We start from the raw sequence: 20205 nt of genomic DNA on the forward strand, positions 1-20205 counted from the left end.
CACGTTCGTCGGCGGAGCGAGAACACCCGGGTCCACGAGCGCTAAGTGTCCGGCGACCGTACTCCCAGTATGAGCGACGACCGAGTCACGGTCACCTGCGACGACTGCGCCCTCGCCGAGACGTTCGACTCGCTGGGCGCGGCCCGGGCGTTCGTCGAGGAACACCGCACCGAAACGGGCCACGACCCGACGTGGGAGCTTCCCTCGCTCGCGTCCGGGGTCGAGCGCGCGGGCGACGAAGCCGGCGTCTGCGGCCGGCCGGACTGTACCGACACCGAGTCGCCGCTGTATCAGGGCGAGTAGCCGTTTCTTCCTCGTCGGCATCGATGGGGAGTGACGACGCCGAATTTTCGAGTGGGTTGTGTTCCCAAACCACTGTTACGCCCGTCGAGAGCCCCGGTAACTGCCAAATTACTTCTGAGCATTTAGAAAGCCCTTTCAATGCCCGAAGGGAATAACGCTGTACAGTGCGACGTTCGACTGCGGATCGACGGCACGACGACGGAACGAGTACTCGACGGCGCTGGCTGCAGGCGCTGGGTGTCGCGGGGACGGCCGGGCTCGCCGGCTGTACCGGCGGCGACGAGACCGAGACGACCGCCACGTCGACGACGGCGGGGAACGCGTTCGGGACCGAGGCGCCGACGGCGACCGACGGGGAGCTCCCGGAGGTACGCGGCACCTTTCGGACGGTGACGGCGGGGCGGGTGAACACGCTCAACCCCCTGTACAACCGTGCGGGGGGTGCGGGGACGATCATCGGCTACGCCCTCGACGGCGGCTACACCTACCGCCCGGGCAACGAGCGGTTCGATCAGCTCTACGAGCTGTCCTCGGACCGCGGCGAGGTGTGGACCGCCTCGGTCCGTGACGGGCTCGAGTTCAGCGAGCCCTATGGACAAGTGACCGCCGAGGACTTCGTCTATCAGGTCCGGCAGCTCCACCAGTCCGACTGGGCGGCGACCGCCGCCGCGAGTAGTTGGCCCGACTCGGTGACGGTCGAGCAGACGGGGGAGCTGGAGTTCCAGATCGAACTGGAAACCGCGAACCTCCTCTACCCCGAGACGCAGGACCCGCTGCTGTACCCCGTCCCGAAGGCGCTGCTCGAACCGTACGTCGCCGAGGCCGACGAGCAGGGGCTCCAGCAGGACCAAGAACTGCTCACGCTGGCGTTCACGGGCAACCTCGGCGCGTACACGCTGGAGGAGTGGAACCGGGGGAGCAGCCGCGTGTTCAGCCGGAACGACGACTACTACCTGCGGGACGTCGAGGACGCGCCCCGGGCGTTCGCGGAAGCGCCGTACTTCGAGCGGCTCGTCTCCGAAGTGGTGCCCGAGCAGTCCTCGCGGGTGGGCGCGCTGGAGGCCGGCGAGACCGACAGCGCCGGCGTGCCGCCGAACCAGGTCTCCCGACTGGACGGTCTCGACGAGGTCGACGTGGAGGTCGTCCCGCAGCCGTACAACGACGTGCTCACGTACAACATGCGGGACAACGGGTGGAACACCGGCCCCGGGAACCTCTTCCGGAAGAAAGCGTTCCGGCAGGGGCTGGCCTGTGCCGTCGACAAGCAGCGGATGGTTCGGGGGATCCAGCGCGGGTACGCCAACGTCGAGCACACGTGGCAGCCCCGGTGGTCGCGGTGGTACCCCGACGAGGAGGAGATCACGAAGTACGGCGTCGGCGAGCTGTACGGCCCCGAGCCCACCCGGAGCCGGATCCGTGAGGCGATCGCCGACACCGACTACGAGTACGGCGACGGCTACCTGCTGAACCCCAGCGGGACGCGGTGTCAGATCGACCTCTACTACAGCGCCGGCAGCGACATCGAGCGGAGCAAGGCGCAGTTCATCGCCAGCGAGATCGAGGCCAACGCCGGCATCGTCGTCGAGCCCGAGAGTATCGACACGACGACGTTCAACACGGGGTACTGGCAGCAGGAGATCCCCGAGAACCCCGACGCCTACGAGTGGTCGAACGGCTCGTTCAACGCCGGTCCGCGTGAGGTCACCAGCGCCAACGCGTGGGACATGGAGATCGTCTGGGGGCTGAACACCTACCCGCTGAACCCCACGACCGCGAGCATCTTCTTCGTCGAGGACGACTCGTACAACCCGTACGGCTACTACCCCGACTGGGACGCGAAGGGGCTGTTCGAGGCGGCTCGGGCCGCAGAGAGCGAGGCGGAGCTGCAGGAGACGCTCACGGAGATCTTCCGACACGTCACCGACGATCAGCCGATGGGGATGCTCTCGTTCCCCTCGAACACGATCGGCTACGCCAGCGACATCGAGGGCCCCAGCGAGACGTACTTCAACGGCTGGGACTTCCCGGCGTGGCACCGCACCGAGTGAGTCACCCGGCGCGGGAGCCGGGAGTCAGTCGTCCGAGGGCGCGACCGTCTGCTCGGTCGTCGACGGCTTCGGATCGACCCCTTTCCGACTGGCGTCCCACTCCGAGAGCCCGTACACGACGCCGTACAGCAGGCCGACGCCGACGGGCAGCAGGATCAGCGGCGTGATCCGGGTGACGCCCCAAATCAGCAGCATCACCAGTGCGACCGAGATCACCGTCATCGCGTAGTAGATCTGGGTCCGGACGTGGTCGATGTGGTCCGCCCCCGAGAACGTCGAGGAGAGGATCGTCGTGTCCGAGATCGGCGAGCAGTGGTCGCCGAAGATGGCGCCGCTGAACACCGTCCCGACCGCGACCGGCAACAGCTCCGGGCTGGTGCCGCCGATCCGCCACGCCAGCGGGATCGCGATCGGCGTCACGATCGCCATCGTCCCCCACGAGGTGCCGGTCGAGAACGCGATCACCGCGGACGCGAGCAGGATCACCACGGGCAGCAGCGTCGGCGTGATGAACGGCTCCGCCGTGTTGGTGACGTACGTCCCCGTCCCGAGCGTCGTGGTGACGCCGCCGATCGTCCACGCCATAATCAGGATGGAGGCGGCGGTCAGCATCATGCTGAACCCGTCGATCACGGTCTCCATCGCCTCCTCGAGATCCATCAGGCCGGCGACGGTGCCCGAGATGATCGACACGGACACCATCGTGAACGAGCCCCACAGCAGCGCGTCGACGAACGCCGCGTTGTCGACGATCTGGATCAACGAGGCGCCCGTGCCCGCGCCGGTGACGCCCGTGAACGCCGCGCCGACGAACACGACCGTGATCAGCGACCCGACCGGAATCAGGAAGAACCGGAGGCTCGGGGTGTCGGTCACCACGTCGCCGAGGCTGTCCTCGGCGCTCTGCATCGGCGTCGCGTTGTCCCGGAGCACCTTCCCCTCCTTCCAGGAGCGGTGTTCGGCGTCGAGCATCTCGCCGAAGTCACGCTGCGTGAGGACGATGATCCCGACCATCACGACCGCGAAGATGCAGTACATGTTGAACGGGATGCTCTGGAGGAACACCGCGAACGAGCCCGGCGCCTGCTCGGTGATGCCCGCGGACTCGTACCCCTGATCGATCATGCTCAGTTGGTACACGACCCAACTCGAGATGCCGAACGTCGCCACCGGCGCGGCCGTGGAGTCGATGATGTAGGAGAGCTTCTCCCGGGACATCCGCATCTGGTCGGCCATGTCCCGCATCGTGGTTCCGACGATGGCGGTGTTGGAGTAGTCCCCGAAGAACCACAGCATCCCGAAGATCCACGTCGCGAGCCCGACCTTCCGTTGGGAGTCGAGCCGTGAGGTGGCGTAGTTGGCGATCGCGAGCGCGCCGCCGAGGCGCCAGATCATCGCGACGCCCGCACCCAAGAACATCACGATCATCAGGATCTTCGCGTTGAACAGGCTCTCCCCGATCGACTGGGCGGTCCACGTCAGCGTCGTCACGACCCCGTGGCCGCCGGTGTAGATCACCGCCCCGGACCAGACGCCGAGGAACAGCGAGAGGATCGCCCGGCGAGTGACCATCGCGAGCACGATCGCCAACAGCGGTGGCAGCAACGAGAGCGCCCCGAACTCCGACGTCTGGAGCGCGATCGCCCCCAGTTCAGACATCGGTGGTTCCCTCCGAACGATACGCGGTCTGGTTCCGCCCGGTACCCGTGCCGCCTACGATTATATTTAGTGACATATGTTACCTCTTACCGTGACGGCTAGTCTCTCACGGGGAAGTCTACATAAATCCTCCGGCGGAGAAGACAGCGAGAAAGGGTCCGGTCGCCTACTCGAGCCGGGCGTCCTCGACGACGACGTGCCCGCGCGTGCCCTCCCACTCGGTCGAGAGGTCGAGGTCGATCCGGCGGTCCATGTGTGGGCCGTCGACGACGAACGTCTCGAACTCCCCGCCCTCGCCGAGGAGGTGGACGCCGTACTCGTCGTTGAGCGCCCGAAGCTCCGCGAGCGCGTCGGCGTCGAGGGTTCGGCCGAGCCAGGACTCGTCGAGCCCTGCGGCCGCGACTTGGACGATCACGATCTCGAAGCCGGCGTCGAGCATCTCGGTCGCGAGCGTCTCGGGGTCGCGCTGCCACAGCGGCGCGAACAGGTCGATCCCGAGGCGGTCACAGAGCCCCTCGATCCGGGAGGTCTGGTACTCGCTCTCGACGGCGCCGGCGGTGACGCCCGTCAGGTCGGTGTCGGCCGCGATCTCCCGGAGCGCGGCCTCCAGCGGTTCGAGTTCGGCGTCGCCCTGCGCGCCCGCGTCGGGCACGTCGTCGGCGCCGAAGTCGTCGGGTTCGACCTCCACGAGCGGCAGGCCGACGCTCTCGGCGGCCAGCCGCGCGAGGTGTGTCGCCGGCGTGTGGTACATGTACGAGTCGCCCGCCGGGTGGACCGTCAGGAGGCGGCCGACGTCCAGCCCCTCCTGCTGGGCCCGGTAGAGCGCCCACGAGGAGTCTTTCCCGCCCGAGAACAGGCTCACCCAACTCATGGGCGTCACCAGCCGGGCCGGAAACATACGGGCACCGGTTCGCCGGCGGTTTCAGCCCGAATCGGGGCGAACTTTTTCACCTCGGGGGCCGATCGACACGCATGAGCAGTCCGGCCAGATCGTCCCGGGGGGAGGGTGGGGGGCTCCGGGAGACGTTCCGCGAACTCAAACAGCGCGGGCCCCAGGTGCTCGTGACCGGCGACGTGCCGGAGGCCATCTCACGGCGAGCGACCCGACGGCTGTTGGGCCACCCCGAGGAGGAGCGCCACCGCGTGTTCGCGCTCACCGACGGCGACGCCGCGGCCGAGCGGTGGTTCCCCGGTGATCGGTCGCCCGCCGACGACCGCGCGACGCTGATCAGCGGGGGCGAACTCCGGAGCAGCGCGGTCGTCGACCCGGCCGACGGCGACCGGGCCGAGGATACGCTCGTCCGGCAGATCGACGGCGAGATCCGGAGCCGCTGCCCCGACGGCGACACGCTCCCGCCGGCGATGCTCCGCGTCGGGCTCTACTCGCTCGAGACGTTGCTCGAGGCTCACGGGATCGAGACGGTGCGGCGGCTGGCCTACCGGCTGACCGGCGAGGTCCGGCGGGCCCGAGGGATGGGCCACTACCACCTCCCGCGTGCGGCCGACGCCGACGCGGTGGCCGACCTCCAGTTCGTGTTCGACGCCCGGCTGGAGCTCCGGACCGGCGCCGCCGGCCCCGAACAGCGGTGGCATCTCCCCGGTCGCGGCACCACGAACTGGGTCGCGCTCGACGAGCAGTGATCGAGTTCGACGCCGTCGACCGCGGGCTCCGCGTAGTCGATACGGTCGAGGAGGTCGAGTACGTCGTCGAAGCCGGCCCCGTCGATCCCCGGCCTGCGCCGACCGCCCCCTTCCCCGTCCCCGTCGACGACGCCGCTCGGATCCGGACCGGGCGGCTGTACCTCCCGACGGTGGTCGACTACCACCTCCGGGAGGAGGACGGGGCGCGACAGCTGGTCGTCGACGGCGAGCAGTCGGTGACCGGAACCACGTTCCTCGAAGCGACGAACACACCGATGAAGCTCTACCTCCGCGTCGACGGGCCCGCGACGATCGCGGAGGGCGACCACGGGATCCGAGTCAGCTTCGAGACGGAGTCGACGGTGGTCGTCGGCGCGCGCTCGCTCCACCAGCGGCCCGCCGGCACCGTCACCGTCCCGCGGACGCCCGCCGGCGTCGCGCGGGGCGTCTCGCTGTTCTCGTCGGCGCTCAAAACGACCTCGCCCGAGCGCTCGTTCCCGACGCTCAGAGGCCACCCGCCCCTGATCGAGTTCGGCGACACGTTCGACGCGGACGGGCTCGAACGGCCGGAGACGGGGATCGAGATCCACGTCCCCGACGAGTACAGCAGCGTGTTCACCGTCGCGCCGCTGTCGTACTACCTCGGCGCGACGGTCCGGACCGGCGCCGAGACGCCGCGGATCGTCGCCGACGGCGAGTCGTTCCCGCTGCCCGGCGAGCTGCCGGCGGCCGCGGCCGACACGCTCCGGCACTGCTTCCTGCTCGACTGTATCACCCGGACCGAGGGGCTCTACCCCGTCGATCTCCACGAGCGGGAGATGCTGGCCGAACGGACCTCGATCGCGCCCGAACGGTGGTACGAAATGCCCGTCGACCAGCGGACCGCGGCGTACCTTTCGGTGCCACGGTCCGCGACTGACGACCTGCTGGAGTGGCATCTGACAGCCGACGTCGAGCCGACGGTCCGGAACGCCGAGATCCTGCCGTTCGTCGTCGACGACCTCGCGATGGTGCGGTCGCCGACGCCGCTGTCCGATCGGGGGAACGCGCCGGGCGAGCCCGACGAGCTCGAGGAGTTCTTCCGGACCGACGACGACCGCGGGCTGTTGCGGTCGACACGGACCACGCAGAACGCCGAGGCCGTCGACGACTCGGTCCGCTCGCCGATCGACACCGAGACGTACGGCCACGTCTGGATCGGCGAGGGGTTCCCGATGGGCGCCTCGAAGCCGACCGTCGACGCCTACCGGCGCCGGCTCGACCGCCAGCCCGCCGACGACAGCACGACGACGGTGACGCTGGTCTGTAACGACGAGGAGATGCTCGAGGAGGTCGACGAGGAGCTGTACGGCTTCCTCGACATGCTCCGGTTCGAGATCCGGAGCCACCACGACCTGACGACCGCGGAGCTCCGCGAGGTGCTCCGGGCGGAGACGAGCTTCCTCCACTACGTCGGCCACGTCGAGGACGAGGGGGTCCAGTGCGCCGACGGCCACCTCGACCTGCGGACGCTCTCGGGGACCGGGGTGGAGGCGTTCCTGCTCAACGGCTGTACCTCCTACGAGCAGGGCCAAGCGCTGGTCGACGCCGGCGCGTTCGGCGGCGTGGTGACGCTGACCAGCGTGAGCAACACGAAAGCCACCGAAACCGGGCGCCACCTGGCGCGACTGCTCGACATCGGCTTCGACTTCCACGGCGCGCTCGACGTGATCCGGCGGATGCGGATCTCGCGGCAGAACTACGTCGTCGTCGGCGACGGCCGGGTGACGATCTCGCAGTCGGAGACGGGGACCCCGCTACTGCTCGAACTCGAGGAGGTCGTCGGTGAGCGGGCCCGCGTCACCTACCGGACCTACCCCACCTCGCGGTATCAGGTCGGCGCGATGACCCACCCCTACGTCGAGGAGACCGGAACGCAGTACGTTTCCGTGGGCGACGTGGCGGAGTACCTGCTCTCGGCGGAGATGTACGAAGAAGGACTCGCGGACCAGCGCACCCCGATCGTCGTCGACGGTGAGCTGCGCTGGACGAACTCGCTGCGGTTCGAGTCGATTACGGACCGACCGTAGTGCCCGTCCCGCCCGCGACACTGCCGGCCTGCGAGAGCAACAGCAGAGCCGTGAACAGGACGCCGACCATCTTCGGGTGCTCTGCGAGGTACGCCGCCGTGCTGGAACTGTCGGATACCATGTTCCGGGCATGAATCCGTTCAATTAATAATTTATCTTAAGAGTTCAGATAGGTAACTGTGTTCGAAAAGACTGTTCGGAGCTGGCTCGGCGGCTGAATCGCCCCCGAAGTTACTCGTCGGCCGGGGGGTTCCCGGCCAAGCGGTCACAGATCGCCGCGGCGATCGCGTCCGCGGCGTCGCGCCACCCGTCCGGGCGGTCGCCGCCCCGCTTGGGCGGCGCCACGTCGAAGTCGAGCGGGTGGTACGTCACGTGGTCGAACAGGTCGGCGGCGGTCCGACCGACGAACTCGGCGTTCTTCCGCTTCGAGGAGACGCCGCCGTCGGCGAGGTCGTAGTAGCGGGTGAAGGGCTGGAACACGACGACTGCGTCGGCGTCGATGCTCCCCTCCGCGACGTGTCTGCAGAGCTTCGCGGTGTTGTCCGCGGGGTCGGCCCGGCGCCACTCCAGTTCGACGAGGACGAGCCGATCGCCGGCGGCGCCGCCGAGATCGACGGGGGTGCCGCCGACAGCGTACTCCGTCTCCCACGGGACGGCGGGGCGGCGCGCCGAGAGCTCCCGGCGGAGATACGCCCCCACGTCGTCCGCGAACGAGCCCATGGGCCCAGCTGGAGCTCGGGGGACTTCTGGTTTCGGGAGCGGCGATCGAAGAAGGGTGTGAAGGGTCGCCGCCGTCTACATGTAGCCCAGGTCGCGGAGGCGCTCCATGAGGTCCTCCTTGTCCTGGGCGCGGCCGGCGCGCTCGGTCGTGTTCTCGAGATCCTGGTGCCACGCGGGCTTCGCCTCGCTCTTCTCGGTGGAGACCTCCGAGCCCAGCGAGCGGAAGCCGGCGAAGTACTTGGGCGACACCGGGATGTCGTCCTGGGTCAGCCCGTTGGGCAGGTCGTCGGCGTCGTCGGGGACGTAGCCGTCGTCGGGGTACCCCTCGACGGTGTCCGGCACGACGTAGTGCCAGAAGCAGTCCCAGACCGCGCGCTCGTCGAACTGCAGGATCGGCTGGATGCGGTCGTGGGGCGGGTAGATGTCGGGGTCGTGACGCGGGCTGAAGAACGTCTCGTCGGCGCGAGCCTCCTGCTCGTCCCAGCGGACGCCGGAGACGATGCCGTCGATGTTCAGCTCCTCGATAGCGTTGTTGAGCGGCACCGTCTTCAGCAGGTGGTTGCCGACGTACGTGTCGAGCAGGAACGGGAACGTGTCCTCCTCGTACTCGAGGATGTTCCGGATGTGGTGGCGGTTCTGCTCGTTGAGTTCCGAGATCTCGATGTCATCGCCCGGCGTGAGGTCGTGCTCGTCGACGTAGGCGCCGACGTCCTCGTTGCGCGCGAAGTGCACGTCGAGGTCCCACTCCTCGGCCCAGTGGTCGACGAAGTCGATGAGCTCGTCGAAGTGCTGGTAGTGGTCGAGGAAGACGGCCGGCGGCATCTCGAGGCCGTGCTTCTCGGCGACCTCCTTCACGAAGTACAGCGTGAGCGTGGAGTCCTTCCCGCCGGTCCACATGATCGCGGGGTTCTCGTACTGCTCCAGCCCCTGCCGGGTGACCTCGATCGCCTTCTCGATCTTGTGTTCGAGGCTCGGGTAGTCCTCGGGGGACTCGCCCTCGCCGTCGGTGTAGTCGACGTCCAAGTAGTCGGGGAACTCGCTCATCCGTAATTAGATGTAATTAGAGAGCGTCAAATCTCTTTTGTTCGATGGCGGGAAGTCCGTCGGCCTCGCGGGTGGAGGGGTTCACAGCCGGCGACGACCGCACACCGCATCCGCAGAAGGGGGACCGATCAGCTGATGAACTCGTTGTCGCGCCAGTTGACGCCGCCGTCCTCGCCGTCGCCCTGACGGGGGTTCTCGACGACTTCGACGCTGGCGGGGCGCTCCTCGCCCTCGACGATGCGGACGGCCTGCAGGTCGCCGTCCTTCTCGAGGACGGCGGTGAGGGTTCCTTTCTCGGAGATGAGCGCGAGCTCCCGGAGCACGAGGAACATCGGGAAGCGCAGCGCGCTGTTCTGGAGCACCGTCTCGCGGTCGCCCTTGAAGCAGGCGAACTCGACGAGTTCGGAGGGGATCTCCTCCTCTTCCTCCTCCTGGCCCCACGTCGGGGCGGTCTTTGGCGGCTCCTCCTCGTACACTCGCGTCTCGCTGACGCTGGCTTTGAGCTGGGCGGTCGGGGTGTACTTCCCGATGTCGGCGTCCTCCGCGACCGCTTTCAGGATCAGGGTGTTGTTCCGGCGTGTGAGCTCGACGTCGTCGAGCTCGGGCGGAAGATCCGGATCCTCGAGGAACGCTTCGAGGTCTTCGAGTGGCAGTTCGAGGGTCGAGTGGAGTCGGAATACGCGACCAGTCATTTGTAGGTGTGGGATGGGGTTGTGTGGGAGTTCGGTGGCGGCGGGCGGCGAAACCGCGATAGTACGTCGGTTGGTAGGCTGGCGAGCCTTTTAGCTGTTGTTACCGGTGTTCAGGCGTTGACGGTCTCCGCGAGCTCGCCGCGCTCGTCGAGTTCGGCGAGGATGTCGCTGCCGCCGACGAACTCGCCGTCGACGAACGTCTGCGGGATCGTCTCCCAGCCGGACTCCTCCTCGAGCACGGCCCGGTACTGCGGGAGCGCCGGCAGCACGTCGACGGTCTCGAACTCCGCGCGGTGCTGGGAGAGCAGCTGGACCGCACGCTGGGAGTAGCCACACTGGGGCATCAGCCGGTTCCCCTTCATGAACAGGACGACCTCGTTCTCGTCGAGAACCTCCTGGACCTGCTCCCGGACTTCCTCCTCGGTGAGTTCGCTCTGAGTGCTCATTTCGGTACGAGGTAGGGGGCTTGCTCGGATAACGGTTGCGCCGTGGGGACGGTAGCCTTTAACCTCCGGCCCGTAAACGCGAACACACATGAGCGCGGCCGAGTACGACCTCAGCGACGACGAGCGGCGGGCCCTGGAGCTGATCCGTGACTCCGGCGGCATCTACCAGAGCGACTTCTGGAAGGAACTGGACATCTCCTCCCGGAAGGGGAGCCGCATCGCGGAAGGCCTCGCGGAGGAGGGACTGATCCAGCGCGAGGAGGCGGTGTACGACGGGCACAACACGTACCTGCTGAAGCCCCGAACCCGCGATCTCGACTTCTCGCTTTTGATGGCCGGGGACAAGCTCACCCCCTTCATCGGCGAGGAGGAGATCGATCCGCAGTCGGACGCGTTCTCGCAGTGGCTGATGAACCTCGCGTACGAGGAGTACTGATAGATCGCGGCTCGTGACCTGTCTCGACCTCCGGGTCGAGAGCACGGAACCTACGCCGCGATCGTACTACCAACCGATCGCGGCGAGTGAGCTGCTGGGGCCTCCGTGTCCCAGCTACCGAACCTACGCCGTGATCGTGTTTCTGATAGATCGTGGCTCGTGACCTGTCTCGACCTCCGTGTCGAGAGCACGGAACCTACGCCACGATCGTACTACCAACCGATCGCGGCGAGTGGGCTGCTGGGACCTCCGGGTCGAGACCACGGAGTCTCCGCCGCGGGCGTTTTCTCCCTCGATCACGCAGGAGAGCGAGATCGCCGAGCGTCGACGCCCTACGGTTCGGGAACGCGGTAGTACATCCCCTTCGACGCCGGCGCCGTCCGCTTGAACCCCCACCGTTCGTAGAAGCCGTCGACGTCCGCCATCAGGTTCACGTACGCCTTCGGCGGGGCGTTCGCTTCGATCCAGTCCATCAGCGCGTCCATCATCCGGCTCCCCAGCCCCCGTCGCTGGTGGTCGGGATGGACCGCCATATCGCAGACGTGGAACACGCTCCCCCGATCGCCGACGATCCGAGCCATCCCGACCGTCTCGCCCGCCCTGTCGACCACGGTGACGGCGTACAGGCTGTTCGGGAGCCCTCGTTCGACTGCCTCGCGCGAACGTTCGGCCATCCCCGCGGCGTCGCGGAGTTCGAGAAAACGCTCGACCGTCGGCGGCGACTCGCGGAGCTCGTACGCCATCGCGGCGACTACTGGCCGTCGTCGGCGTCGTCGGCCAGCAGATCCCGCTTCTCGAGGTGTGTCTCGACCTCCTCGGGGGGGAGGTGGACGTACTCCTCGGTGTCGACGTCGATCGTTGCGATGTCGACGCCGTCGGGCGTCATCTCCTCGTCGTCGTGGACCGACAGCGCCGAGAGCGCGAGGTCGACCCCCGCCTCGAGGCTCATCTCCTCCTCGTACTCGGCTTCGAGGTGGTCGCGGATGTCGCTCCGGTTCGCGCCGACAGACAGCGCCTGCCACTCGTAGGGGGTGCCGCTGGGGTCACACTCGAACAGGCGCGGCCGGCCGTTCGTGACGCCGCCGACGATCAGCGAGACGCCAAACGGCCGGGCGCCGCCGTACTGGGTGTACTGCTGGATGTAGTCCGTCACCGTCTTCGAAAGCGTCTCGACGGTGATCGGCTCGCCGTAGCGCAGGCGGTTGGTCTGTGCCTCCCGCCGGGCCACGTCGATCAGCTTGCGCGCGTCGGCGACGTGGCCGGCGCTGGCGATCCCGATGTGGTCGTCGGCCTTGTGGAGCTTCTCGACGGAGTCCGGCTCGATCATCTTCGAGCGCCGGCGCTTGTCCGCCGCGAGCACGACGCCCTCCGGCGTGCGGACGCCGACGCTGGGCGTGCCGCGTTTGACCGCCTCGCGGGCGTACTCGACTTGGTACAGTCGCCCGTCGGGCGAGAAGATGGTGATGCCGCGGTCGTAGGCCTGCTGTTGTTGTCCTTGCATGGTCACTCGATGTCGTGAACGGTCGCGCCGATCCACCCCGCCGGCGCCGCCACGTCGACGACGCCGTCGCGGGATCGGGCCGGGTGATCCGCACCCGCGAACGCGACCTCTTCCTGTGTCGAACTGCCGGCTGGATCGCCTAAATAGCTTTCCGAAGCGGCGTCGACGCTGCCCGAGACGCCGGAGACGCGGAGGCCGATAGGTTCGCCGTCCACCTCGTCGACGCAGGCGATCGCCGCGCGGGCGGCGTCGACCTCGCCCCGCCGGGCGCGGACGATCGTCCCGCCGCTCCCCTCCCCGAGGACGAAGCGCATCACGCGCAGGTCGGCGTCGGCGCTGCCCGGGTCGCCGAGCAGGTTCTGCCCGGCGTACCAGAGTTCGCGCTGGAACGCCCGCCGCCCGATGTCGGCGTCGGGCCAGCTCTCGATCGCGACCGCGAGGTAGCGCCAGCGCGGCTGGAGGTGTTTGGGGAGGTGTTTCATCGGTCGGCGACGAGCACCCCGTACTGCTCGCTCACGAGCGTCGCGTCGGCGACGGTGAAGCCGGCGTCGGTCAGCGCCTCGACGAGCACGCCGACGGTCGCGGGGTCGTCGACTTCCGGCGAGTACTGCTCTTCCCCCTCCGGGATCGGGGCCGACAGCATCACGTCGCCGAGCACGAACCGCCGCGGTTCGAGATCCGCGATGACTTGGATCGCCTCGCGCTTCTCCTCGTCCGCGAGGTGATGCATCGCGAAGTTCGAGACCACCACGTCGACCGGCTCGTCGACGTTCGGGTCGCGGAAGCGGCCCTCGCCGAACGTGACGTTCTCGTGGCCCGCCGACTCGGCTTTCCGCCGGGCCTCGGCGAGCATCCCCTCGCTGATGTCCCGGCCGATCACGCGGCCGGCCTCGGGGGCGAGCGCGAGCGCGATCGCGCCCGTCCCCGTTCCGAGATCGAGCACCGTCTCGTCGGGCCCGGGGTCGGCCGCCTCGATCACCATCGAGGCGCAGGCGGCGTACTCCTCGCTGTCCTGCTGTTCGTCGTACTCCTCGGCGGCGGCGGAGAACCGTTCGGCGTGTTCCTCGATCGAGCGTTTCATTTCTCGTACCGTCCCTCTCGGACCCCCGGAGAAATGAAGGAATCGGAGCGTCGCTCCCGGTTCCGGGCAGCGAGCCGGCCCCACTCGGCCAACCCCTCGCGGACGGCCTCGGCGCCGAGCCCGATCTGGTCACCCACCGCCGCGAGCGCTCGCGGCGCGCGCAGCCCGAGGTGGCTCCCGGGCGTCGCGCTCACGACGTACGGCGCGTCGAAGTCGTCGATCAGCTCCCGGAGCTTCCGGAGCTTTCGGAGCCGGCGGACCCGGGTCCCACCGTCGTCGCGCAGCACCGGCCCGAGGTCGAACTCGATGCGCACGTCGTGGTCGATCGCTTCCTTCACGAGCACGTGGTTCACGTCGCCCCCGTCGTCGAACGGCCGGGTGAGCACGTCGACGCGATCCTGCTCGACCGCGAAGCGGTTCACCGCGTCCGTGCCGCCGCGGACCAACAGCAGGGTGCAGTCGCTCCGGAAGTTCCCGACGGCGCCGCTGGCCTCCTGCGGGTCCGCGGCGTCGATCTCGATCCCGCGGACCACGTCGATCCCGTGGCGGCCCGCCAACGCTCCGGGGTCGTACTCGGCCTCGCGCGTGCGGATCACGACTCCCTCGAACCCGTACTCCGCGGCGGTTTTGACCTGTCTCGCGGCCGTGGCGTCGCCCTCGGGGTGGGCGTAGACGGCCTCGTACGGGCCGAACTCGGCGCCGCCCGCTTCCCCCTCTCCGTCGCTCACGGCTCGAACCCCTCCGGATCGTCGGTCGCGTCGGCGACGTTCACCGCGGCGACGTTCTCGGCCACGTCGTGCACGCGGACGACATCCGCGCCGTTGCGGGCCGCCAGCGCCGTCGCGGCGACCGTCGAGTGTGGCGCGTCGCCCGCTTGCTCGCCGGTCAGTTCGAACAGCGACTTGTGGGAGTGGCCGAACAGCAGGGGACAGCCCAGCGCCTCGAACTCGTCGAGCCGGTCGAGCAGTTCGAACGACTCCCGCGCCGTCTTCCCGAAGCCGATCCCGGGGTCGACGATCACCTGCTCGCGGTCGACGCCCGCCTTCTCGGCGGCGAGCAGTCGGTCGCCGAGCGCGCGGATCGTCTCCTCGACCACGTCGTCGTACTCGACCTCCGTGCTCGGGTCCACGGGCGCCTCGATCGAGTGCATCAGCACCACCGGAACGCCCGTCTCGGCGACGACGCGGCGCATCGCCGGATCCTGCAGCCCCTCCACGTCGTTGAGCACGTCCGCCCCGGCGTCGACGACCGCGCGAGCGACCTCGGGTCGGCGCGTGTCGACGGAGATCGGCACGTCGAGTTCGGCGAGCTCCTCGACGACCGGGAGCACGCGATCGAGCTCCTCCTCGATCTCCACGGGGTCGGCGCCGGGGCGGGTGCTCTCCCCGCCCACGTCGATCACGTCCGCGCCGGCCTCCACCATCGCCTCGGCCCGAGCGACCGCGTCCTCGACGCGCTCGTACTGGCCGCCGTCGTGGAACGAGTCGGGTGTGACGTTCAGCACGCCCATCACCGCGGTGCCGTCCTCGGGCCACGGGAGGTCGCGCTCCGGGGGGGTGTACTGGATGCCCAGCGACTCGCGGATCTCCGCGCCGAGTTCGGCGAGCCCCCACGGTTGGCCCTCGAGCTTCTCCGCGAGCCGTTTGAACTGCGCCATCGTCCCCGAGAGCACCACGTCGTGGAGTTCGCCGCCGGAGCGAAGCGCCGACGCCGAGCACTCGCCGTCGAGCGAGAGCATCTCCTGTTTGAGGTACTCGGCCTGCCGCTGCTGGACGCGGGTGTGGAGCACGCGGTGGTCGGCCTTCCCGCGCATCCGCCAGATGCCGGGCTCGGAGACCTGCGCGTTCCGGAGGACCGTCTCGGCCTCGTCGATTCCGTCGACGCGCTTGGGAATCTGGAGTCTGGTCCACGTCGCACGAGCCTCCGCGACGGCGTACAGCGAGCCGGTGACGAGCAACGCGTCGTTCTCGTCGGCGGCCTCGCGGGCCAGCGACAGCGCGTTCGCGACCGAGCCGGTCGAGCGCACGTCGTCGTAGCCGGCGTTCTCGAACGTCCGGGCGAGCACCTCGGGGTCCTCCGCGCGGTCGGTCGCGGGCGCGCAGGTGGTCACCGAGCCGTCGGGCAGCGCAGCCGCCATCGCGGCGGTGTCCTTGTCGTGCATCGCGGCGACGACGAGGTGGCAGTCGTCGTACTCGAACGTCGAGAGCGTCTCCCCGACGGTCTCGCAGGCCTCGGGGTTGTGCGCGCCGTCGAGCACGGTCAGCGGCGACTGGCCCATCACCTCGAACCGGCCGGGCCAGTCCGCGCGGGCGAGCCCTCGCTCCAGCGCGGTCCGGTCCACCGCGACGCCGAGTTCGTCGCCGACCTGCCGGGCGAGGACACAGGCGATCCCGGCGTTCTGTGCTTGGTGCTCGCCCAGCAGCGGGATCTCCGCGTCGACGGCCCAGTCGTCGGCAGCGATACTCACTGCGGCCTGTTGGTGGGTGACGCGGCCGTCGTAGCTCACCGTCACGTCGGGGTGGGTTTCGTTCTCCGTCGCGCCCTCGCCCATCCAGTCGTCGTCACCGGAAACGCGGCGCGTTTCCGGTTGGCTAACGGGAGCTTCGCTCCCGTGAACGTCCCCGACCGTGATCACGCCGCTGGCGCCGACCTGTCCAGCAACGTCACGGACCGTCGAGAGCGCCGCGCCCTCGGTGCCGGTGACGAGCCGGCGTCCCTCGGGGGCGACGTGTGTTTTCGTCTCGGCGATCTCTTCGACCGTCTCGCCGAGGACGCCGGTGTGTTCGAGCGAGACGTTCGTGACCGCGCTGGCGACGGGGTCGACCGCGGAGGTGGCGTCGAGCTCGCCGCCGAGGCCGACCTCGAGGACGGCCACGTCCACCTCGGCGCGTTCGAACTGCCAGATTCCCATCGCGGTGACGACCTCGAAGAACGTGAGCGGCGCGCCGTCGGCCGCGCGGTCGACCAGCCACGGCTTCGCGCGGTCGACGAACTCCGCGACCGCCGAGCGAGGCATCTCCCGGCCGTCGATCCGGATGCGCTCTGTGAGGCGTTCGAGGTGGGGCGACGTGTACAGGCCGACCGAGAGGCCGGCCTCCCGCAGGGCCGACTCGACCATGCGGGCGGTGCTCCCCTTCCCGTTGGTGCCGGCGACCTGGACGTAGGCGGGGCCCGACCTCTCGGCCTCGTGGTCCTCGCCGGCTCCCGTTGCCGGCGAGCCTGTATCGACGTCCATCGCCGCGAGGAGGTCCTGCACCGCCTCGACCCCAGGGTCGACGCCGAACCGCCGGAGGTCGAACAGGAAGTTCGCGGCCTCGTGGTACTGCATGGTCGACGTTGCGACCGGTGGCCGTTTGGCCGTTTCGGACGCGGCCGGTCAGTCGTGCCGGAACGCGCGCTGGCCCGTGAACACCATCGCCAGCCCTAGCTCGTTCGCGGCCTCGATCACGTCGTCGTCGTTGACGGAGCCGCCGGGCTGGATCACCGCCTCGACGCCCGCCTCCGCGGCCTCCTCGACGGCGTCCGGGAACGGGAAGAAGCCGTCCGAAGCGACGACCGCGCCGTCGGCGGACTTCCCCTCGGCGTCGTTCTCTGCTTTCATCGCCGCCAGCGTCACCGCGTCGACGCGGGACACCTGCCCCATCCCGACGCCGACGGTCTCTGTGCCGTCGGCGATCAGGATCCCGTTGGACTTGACGTGTTTGAGCGTCTTCCACGCGAACAGCATCGTCTCGATCTGCTCGTCGGTGGGCTCGCGTTCGGTGACGACCTCTAGATCCTCCCGGGTGAGCGTGGAGCGGTCGCGCTCCTGCACGAGCCGGCCGCCGACGAGCGCCTTCTCGGTGAATCGCTCGGTGCGATCCGCGGGCCCGAGCGTTCCGTCCTCGGAGCGCTCGCTCACGTCGAGCACGCGCAGATTGTCCTTCTCGGTCAGCGTGTCGAGCGCGTCGTCGGTGTACCCCGGCGCGACGACGACCTCCTTGAACGAGTCGACGATCTCCGCGGCGGTCTCGGCGTCGCACTCACGGTTCAGCGCGACGATGCCGCCGAAGGCGGACTTGGCGTCGGTCGCGAGCGCGTCGCGATACGCGTCGGCGAGCGTGTCCGCGGTCGCACAGCCCGCGGGGTTGGTGTGTTTGATCACCGCCGCGGCCGGCTCTTCGAACTCCTTGATCAGGTTCAGCGCGCCGTCGGCGTCGTTGTAGTTGTTGTAGGAGAGGTCCTTCGCCCCCTCGTTCAGCTGCGGGGCGTGGACGACGCTCGGCTCCTCGCTCGCGTCGCTTGCGTACACCGCGGCGTCCTGATGGGGGTTCTCGCCGTACCGGAGCGTCTCCTCGCGGCGGTTCGCGACCGTGCGCCGCGTCGGTAGGTCACCCTTCGTGTCGGTCGCGATGTCCACGTCGACCGGCTCGCCCGACTCGTCGCGTTCGATCTCGACTTTCCCCTCGGCGAACCACCGGATCGCGCGGGGGTACGCCTCGAACTCGGCCTCGTACAGCACGCGCTCCTTCAGCGACGCCTCGTCGTCGTCCTCGAACACGGGCACCGACTCTTGCGCGACGATCGGCCCCTCGTCGAGCCCCTCGGTGACCACGTGGACCGTCGCACCGGTGGTCCGAACGTTCGCTTCGAGGACCTGCCCGTGGGCGTCGGCGCCGGGGAACGCCGGCAGCAGCGACGGGTGGACGTTGAGTACAGTGTCCACGCTGTCCAGAAATTCCGGGGTCAGGATCCGCATGAACCCGTCGAGACAGAGCACGTCGAACTCGTACTCCGCCAGCGCGTCGAGGATGCGCTCCTCGTGGGACTCCCGGGACTCGCCGTCCGCGCGTTCGACCGCGACGTTCGGGATGCCGCGCTCGTCGGCGCCGTCCAGCGCCGGCGCGTCCTCGCCGTTCGCGACGACGACCGAGAGCTCGGCGCCGCCGGGCGCGATGTCCGCAATGTGCAGAAGGTTTCGACCGCGGTTGCCCGCGATGCCGGCGATCTTCATGTGCGTTCCCGGGGCCGAACGCGCAAAGAGCGTTGCGATCGTGTGAGCGCCGATACGCACGTTCGAGCATAGATACCGGGGTAGTTCACGAATAGAGCGGCACACGTATGCACGGTAGTGCGATGCGCGCGGCGGCGCTCCGGCAGGGTTTTGTGACTGCCCGGGCGAGCGTTCGACATGAAGGAGCTGTCCCGGGAGTCGGCGCTCGCGGCCGTCTCGCCGCTCGACGGCCGGTACGCCGGCAGGACCGCGGATCTGGTGCCGTACGCCAGCGAGGCCGCGCTGATCGAGGCCCGTCTGCGCGTCGAGGTCGAGTACCTGCTCGCGCTCGCGGCCCACGACGGCGTCGACTGCGAGGTCACCGCGGAGGAGCACGCCCACCTCCGCGCGGTCGTCGACGAGTTCGACGCCGACGACGCCGCGCTCGTCAAACGGATCGAGACCGAGGGGACCGAGGAGTTCGCGGCCACCAACCACGACGTGAAAGCCGTCGAGTACTTCCTCCGGACGGAGACGCCCGATCGCCTCCACCCGTGGATCCACTTCGGGCTCACCAGCGAGGACGTGAACAACCTCGCGCACCGACTGAATGCGAAAGGCGCCGTCCAAGACGTGCTGTTGCCCGCGATCGAGGACGTCCGTGAATCGCTGACTGCGATGGCCCGCGAGCACCGCGACGTGCCGATGCTCGCGCGCACCCACGGCCAGCCCGCGACGCCGACGACGTTCGGCAAGGAGTTGGCCGTCTTCGCCGCCCGGCTCGGCCGCACGGAGGCGCGCGTCCGCGAGGCGAGCGAGGCGCTCTCGGGGAAGCTCGCCGGCGCCTCGGGCACGTACGCCGCCCACGTCGCCGCCTACCCCGAGATCGACTGGCGCGCGTTCTCGGCGGCGTTCGTCGACGACCTCGGCCTCGACCACACGCCACTCTCGACCCAGATCAACCCCTGTGACGATCTCGCGGCGCTGTTCGACGCGCTCGCCGGCGTGAACAACGTCCTGCTCGACCTCGACCGGGACGTGTGGCGCTACGTCTCGGATCGCTACCTCGGGCAGGAGAGCGACGACTCGGAGACGGGCTCGTCGACGATGCCTCACAAGGTCAACCCCATCGACTTCGAGAACAGCGAGGGGAACCTCTCGAAGGCCAACGCCGACCTCACGTTCCTCCGGGACTACGTCACCACCTCGCGGCTGCAGCGCGACCTCTCGGACTCGACGGTCAAGCGCAACGTCGGCGCCGCGTTCGCCCACTGTCTGATCGGCTACCGGAAGACCGCGGCGGGGCTGGAGAAGGTCGTTCCCAACGAGCAGGTGATGCGCGAGGCGCTGGAAGACACCCCCGAGATCGTCGGCGAAGCGGTCCAGACGATCCTCCGCCGCGAGGGCGACACCGAGGCGTACGAGCGCGTGAAGGAGCTCACGCGCGGTCGCCGGGTGACGCTCGAAGACTTCCGCGACCTGTTCGACGAGCTCGACGTGGACGAGTCGGTCCGCGAGGAGCTCCGGGCGCTCACGCCCGCGGGCTACACCGGCGTCGCCGACGAACTGGTCGACGAGCTGGAGTAGCCGCGA

The 20205-nt window shown here is 68.9% G+C and carries 20 protein-coding genes; 6 read left to right on the forward strand and 14 right to left on the reverse strand.

Going from position 1 to position 20205, the window contains the following annotated elements; all coding sequences use genetic code 11:
* Positions 1 to 69 precede the first annotated feature (69 nt).
* Positions 70 to 303: a DUF7542 family protein gene (locus ACQUSM_RS05160; RefSeq protein ID WP_435116413.1), complete on the forward strand. Its 234-nt coding sequence runs from the start codon at positions 70 to 72 to the stop codon at positions 301 to 303.
* A 164-nt stretch (positions 304 to 467) separates the two neighbouring features.
* The gene (locus tag ACQUSM_RS05165; RefSeq protein WP_435116415.1) at positions 468 to 2351 is read left to right on the forward strand and encodes an ABC transporter substrate-binding protein; all 1884 of its coding nucleotides are present in this window, start codon (positions 468 to 470) and stop codon (positions 2349 to 2351) included.
* Positions 2352 to 2375: 24 nt separating this feature from the next.
* On the opposite strand, the gene ACQUSM_RS05170 is transcribed toward ACQUSM_RS05165, so the two are convergent.
* The gene (locus ACQUSM_RS05170; RefSeq protein ID WP_435116417.1) at positions 2376 to 4010 is read right to left on the reverse strand and encodes a Na+/H+ antiporter NhaC family protein; all 1635 of its coding nucleotides are present in this window, start codon (positions 4008 to 4010) and stop codon (positions 2376 to 2378) included.
* Between the two features lie 166 nt (positions 4011 to 4176).
* On the reverse strand, positions 4177 to 4881 hold the full coding sequence (locus ACQUSM_RS05175; RefSeq protein WP_435116419.1) for a diphthine--ammonia ligase: 705 nt from the start codon (positions 4879 to 4881) through the stop codon (positions 4177 to 4179).
* 101 nt (positions 4882 to 4982) lie between these two features.
* On the opposite strand from ACQUSM_RS05175, the gene ACQUSM_RS05180 reads away from it, so the two are divergent.
* Both ACQUSM_RS05180 and ACQUSM_RS05185 read left to right on the forward strand, forming a co-directional pair.
* Complete coding sequence (locus tag ACQUSM_RS05180; protein WP_435116421.1) at positions 4983 to 5651, forward strand: DUF7504 family protein; 669 nt, start codon at positions 4983 to 4985, stop codon at positions 5649 to 5651.
* The gene (locus tag ACQUSM_RS05185) at positions 5648 to 7720 is read left to right on the forward strand and encodes a hypothetical protein (RefSeq protein ID WP_435116423.1); all 2073 of its coding nucleotides are present in this window, start codon (positions 5648 to 5650) and stop codon (positions 7718 to 7720) included. Before ACQUSM_RS05180 ends, ACQUSM_RS05185 begins: the two co-directional genes overlap by 4 nt.
* Here the strand turns inward: ACQUSM_RS05185 and ACQUSM_RS05190 are convergent.
* The 5 genes from ACQUSM_RS05190 to ACQUSM_RS05210 form a co-directional block, all read right to left on the reverse strand.
* Positions 7704 to 7841 carry a DUF7503 family protein gene (locus tag ACQUSM_RS05190; protein WP_435116425.1) on the reverse strand — a complete coding sequence of 46 codons (138 nt, stop codon included), beginning with the start codon at positions 7839 to 7841 and terminating at the stop codon, positions 7704 to 7706. The two genes, ACQUSM_RS05185 and ACQUSM_RS05190, sit on opposite strands and share 17 nt — an antisense overlap.
* 110 nt (positions 7842 to 7951) lie before the next feature.
* On the reverse strand, positions 7952 to 8440 hold the full coding sequence (locus ACQUSM_RS05195; RefSeq protein ID WP_435116427.1) for a hypothetical protein: 489 nt from the start codon (positions 8438 to 8440) through the stop codon (positions 7952 to 7954).
* A 75-nt stretch (positions 8441 to 8515) separates the two neighbouring features.
* Positions 8516 to 9484: a phosphoadenosine phosphosulfate reductase family protein gene (locus tag ACQUSM_RS05200; protein ID WP_435116429.1), complete on the reverse strand. Its 969-nt coding sequence runs from the start codon at positions 9482 to 9484 to the stop codon at positions 8516 to 8518.
* Positions 9485 to 9612: 128 nt separating this feature from the next.
* Positions 9613 to 10176: a DUF7110 family protein gene (locus ACQUSM_RS05205; RefSeq protein ID WP_053947699.1), complete on the reverse strand. Its 564-nt coding sequence runs from the start codon at positions 10174 to 10176 to the stop codon at positions 9613 to 9615.
* Between the two features lie 110 nt (positions 10177 to 10286).
* On the reverse strand, positions 10287 to 10622 hold the full coding sequence (locus tag ACQUSM_RS05210) for a glutaredoxin family protein (protein ID WP_435116431.1): 336 nt from the start codon (positions 10620 to 10622) through the stop codon (positions 10287 to 10289).
* 88 nt (positions 10623 to 10710) lie between these two features.
* On the opposite strand from ACQUSM_RS05210, the gene ACQUSM_RS05215 reads away from it, so the two are divergent.
* Complete coding sequence (locus ACQUSM_RS05215; protein WP_435116433.1) at positions 10711 to 11058, forward strand: helix-turn-helix transcriptional regulator; 348 nt, start codon at positions 10711 to 10713, stop codon at positions 11056 to 11058.
* Positions 11059 to 11390: 332 nt separating this feature from the next.
* On the opposite strand, the gene ACQUSM_RS05220 is transcribed toward ACQUSM_RS05215, so the two are convergent.
* The 7 genes from ACQUSM_RS05220 to purH are packed head-to-tail and all read right to left on the reverse strand — an operon-like array spanning position 11391 to position 18633.
* Positions 11391 to 11801: a GNAT family N-acetyltransferase gene (locus ACQUSM_RS05220; RefSeq protein WP_435116435.1), complete on the reverse strand. Its 411-nt coding sequence runs from the start codon at positions 11799 to 11801 to the stop codon at positions 11391 to 11393.
* 8 nt (positions 11802 to 11809) lie between these two features.
* Positions 11810 to 12559, reverse strand: a complete 750-nt coding sequence (gene psmA, locus ACQUSM_RS05225; protein WP_435116437.1) for an archaeal proteasome endopeptidase complex subunit alpha — start codon at positions 12557 to 12559, stop codon at positions 11810 to 11812.
* 2 nt (positions 12560 to 12561) lie between these two features.
* Positions 12562 to 13041 carry an Rpp14/Pop5 family protein gene (locus ACQUSM_RS05230; RefSeq protein WP_435116439.1) on the reverse strand — a complete coding sequence of 160 codons (480 nt, stop codon included), beginning with the start codon at positions 13039 to 13041 and terminating at the stop codon, positions 12562 to 12564.
* Positions 13038 to 13640, reverse strand: coding sequence for a class I SAM-dependent methyltransferase (locus ACQUSM_RS05235; protein ID WP_435116441.1), 603 nt, complete (start codon positions 13638 to 13640; stop codon positions 13038 to 13040). Before ACQUSM_RS05235 ends, ACQUSM_RS05230 begins: the two co-directional genes overlap by 4 nt.
* Entirely contained in the window at positions 13637 to 14368 is a 732-nt protein-coding gene (locus tag ACQUSM_RS05240; protein WP_435116443.1) for an RNase P subunit p30 family protein, read from the reverse strand. The genes ACQUSM_RS05235 and ACQUSM_RS05240 overlap by 4 nt, the downstream gene beginning before the upstream one ends.
* A complete protein-coding gene (gene folP / locus ACQUSM_RS05245; protein ID WP_435116445.1) occupies positions 14365 to 16968 on the reverse strand; it encodes a dihydropteroate synthase in 2604 nt (867 codons plus the stop codon). The genes ACQUSM_RS05240 and folP overlap by 4 nt, the downstream gene beginning before the upstream one ends.
* 48 nt (positions 16969 to 17016) lie before the next feature.
* Positions 17017 to 18633, reverse strand: coding sequence for a bifunctional phosphoribosylaminoimidazolecarboxamide formyltransferase/IMP cyclohydrolase (purH, locus tag ACQUSM_RS05250; protein ID WP_435116447.1), 1617 nt, complete (start codon positions 18631 to 18633; stop codon positions 17017 to 17019).
* Between the two features lie 177 nt (positions 18634 to 18810).
* Between purH and purB the strand changes: the two genes are divergently transcribed.
* Positions 18811 to 20199 (forward strand): adenylosuccinate lyase, encoded by a 1389-nt coding sequence (gene purB / locus ACQUSM_RS05255; protein WP_435116450.1) that lies wholly within the window; start codon positions 18811 to 18813, stop codon positions 20197 to 20199.
* Positions 20200 to 20205: the final 6 nt, after the last annotated feature.

Origin of the sequence: Halolamina sp. C58 (genome assembly GCF_051195095.1) — an archaeon.
Classification (GTDB): domain Archaea; phylum Halobacteriota; class Halobacteria; order Halobacteriales; family Haloferacaceae; genus Halolamina.

What these genes read in the sequence shown, in the direction of transcription:
- ACQUSM_RS05215 (WP_435116433.1), top strand. Translation starts at nt 10,711, where the DNA reads ATGAGCGCGGCCGAGTACGACCTCAGCGACGACGAGCGGCGGGCCCTG.
- ACQUSM_RS05195 (WP_435116427.1), bottom strand. Translation starts at nt 8,440, where the DNA reads ATGGGCTCGTTCGCGGACGACGTGGGGGCGTATCTCCGCCGGGAGCTC.
- ACQUSM_RS05170 (WP_435116417.1), bottom strand. Translation starts at nt 4,010, where the DNA reads ATGTCTGAACTGGGGGCGATCGCGCTCCAGACGTCGGAGTTCGGGGCG.
- ACQUSM_RS05230 (WP_435116439.1), bottom strand. Translation starts at nt 13,041, where the DNA reads ATGAAACACCTCCCCAAACACCTCCAGCCGCGCTGGCGCTACCTCGCG.
- ACQUSM_RS05205 (WP_053947699.1), bottom strand. Translation starts at nt 10,176, where the DNA reads ATGACTGGTCGCGTATTCCGACTCCACTCGACCCTCGAACTGCCACTC.
- psmA (WP_435116437.1), bottom strand. Translation starts at nt 12,559, where the DNA reads ATGCAAGGACAACAACAGCAGGCCTACGACCGCGGCATCACCATCTTC.
- ACQUSM_RS05160 (WP_435116413.1), top strand. Translation starts at nt 70, where the DNA reads ATGAGCGACGACCGAGTCACGGTCACCTGCGACGACTGCGCCCTCGCC.
- folP (WP_435116445.1), bottom strand. Translation starts at nt 16,968, where the DNA reads ATGCAGTACCACGAGGCCGCGAACTTCCTGTTCGACCTCCGGCGGTTC.
- ACQUSM_RS05180 (WP_435116421.1), top strand. Translation starts at nt 4,983, where the DNA reads ATGAGCAGTCCGGCCAGATCGTCCCGGGGGGAGGGTGGGGGGCTCCGG.
- ACQUSM_RS05190 (WP_435116425.1), bottom strand. Translation starts at nt 7,841, where the DNA reads ATGGTATCCGACAGTTCCAGCACGGCGGCGTACCTCGCAGAGCACCCG.
- purB (WP_435116450.1), top strand. Translation starts at nt 18,811, where the DNA reads ATGAAGGAGCTGTCCCGGGAGTCGGCGCTCGCGGCCGTCTCGCCGCTC.
- ACQUSM_RS05200 (WP_435116429.1), bottom strand. Translation starts at nt 9,484, where the DNA reads ATGAGCGAGTTCCCCGACTACTTGGACGTCGACTACACCGACGGCGAG.
- ACQUSM_RS05235 (WP_435116441.1), bottom strand. Translation starts at nt 13,640, where the DNA reads ATGAAACGCTCGATCGAGGAACACGCCGAACGGTTCTCCGCCGCCGCC.
- ACQUSM_RS05220 (WP_435116435.1), bottom strand. Translation starts at nt 11,801, where the DNA reads ATGGCGTACGAGCTCCGCGAGTCGCCGCCGACGGTCGAGCGTTTTCTC.
- ACQUSM_RS05175 (WP_435116419.1), bottom strand. Translation starts at nt 4,881, where the DNA reads ATGAGTTGGGTGAGCCTGTTCTCGGGCGGGAAAGACTCCTCGTGGGCG.
- ACQUSM_RS05210 (WP_435116431.1), bottom strand. Translation starts at nt 10,622, where the DNA reads ATGAGCACTCAGAGCGAACTCACCGAGGAGGAAGTCCGGGAGCAGGTC.
- purH (WP_435116447.1), bottom strand. Translation starts at nt 18,633, where the DNA reads ATGAAGATCGCCGGCATCGCGGGCAACCGCGGTCGAAACCTTCTGCAC.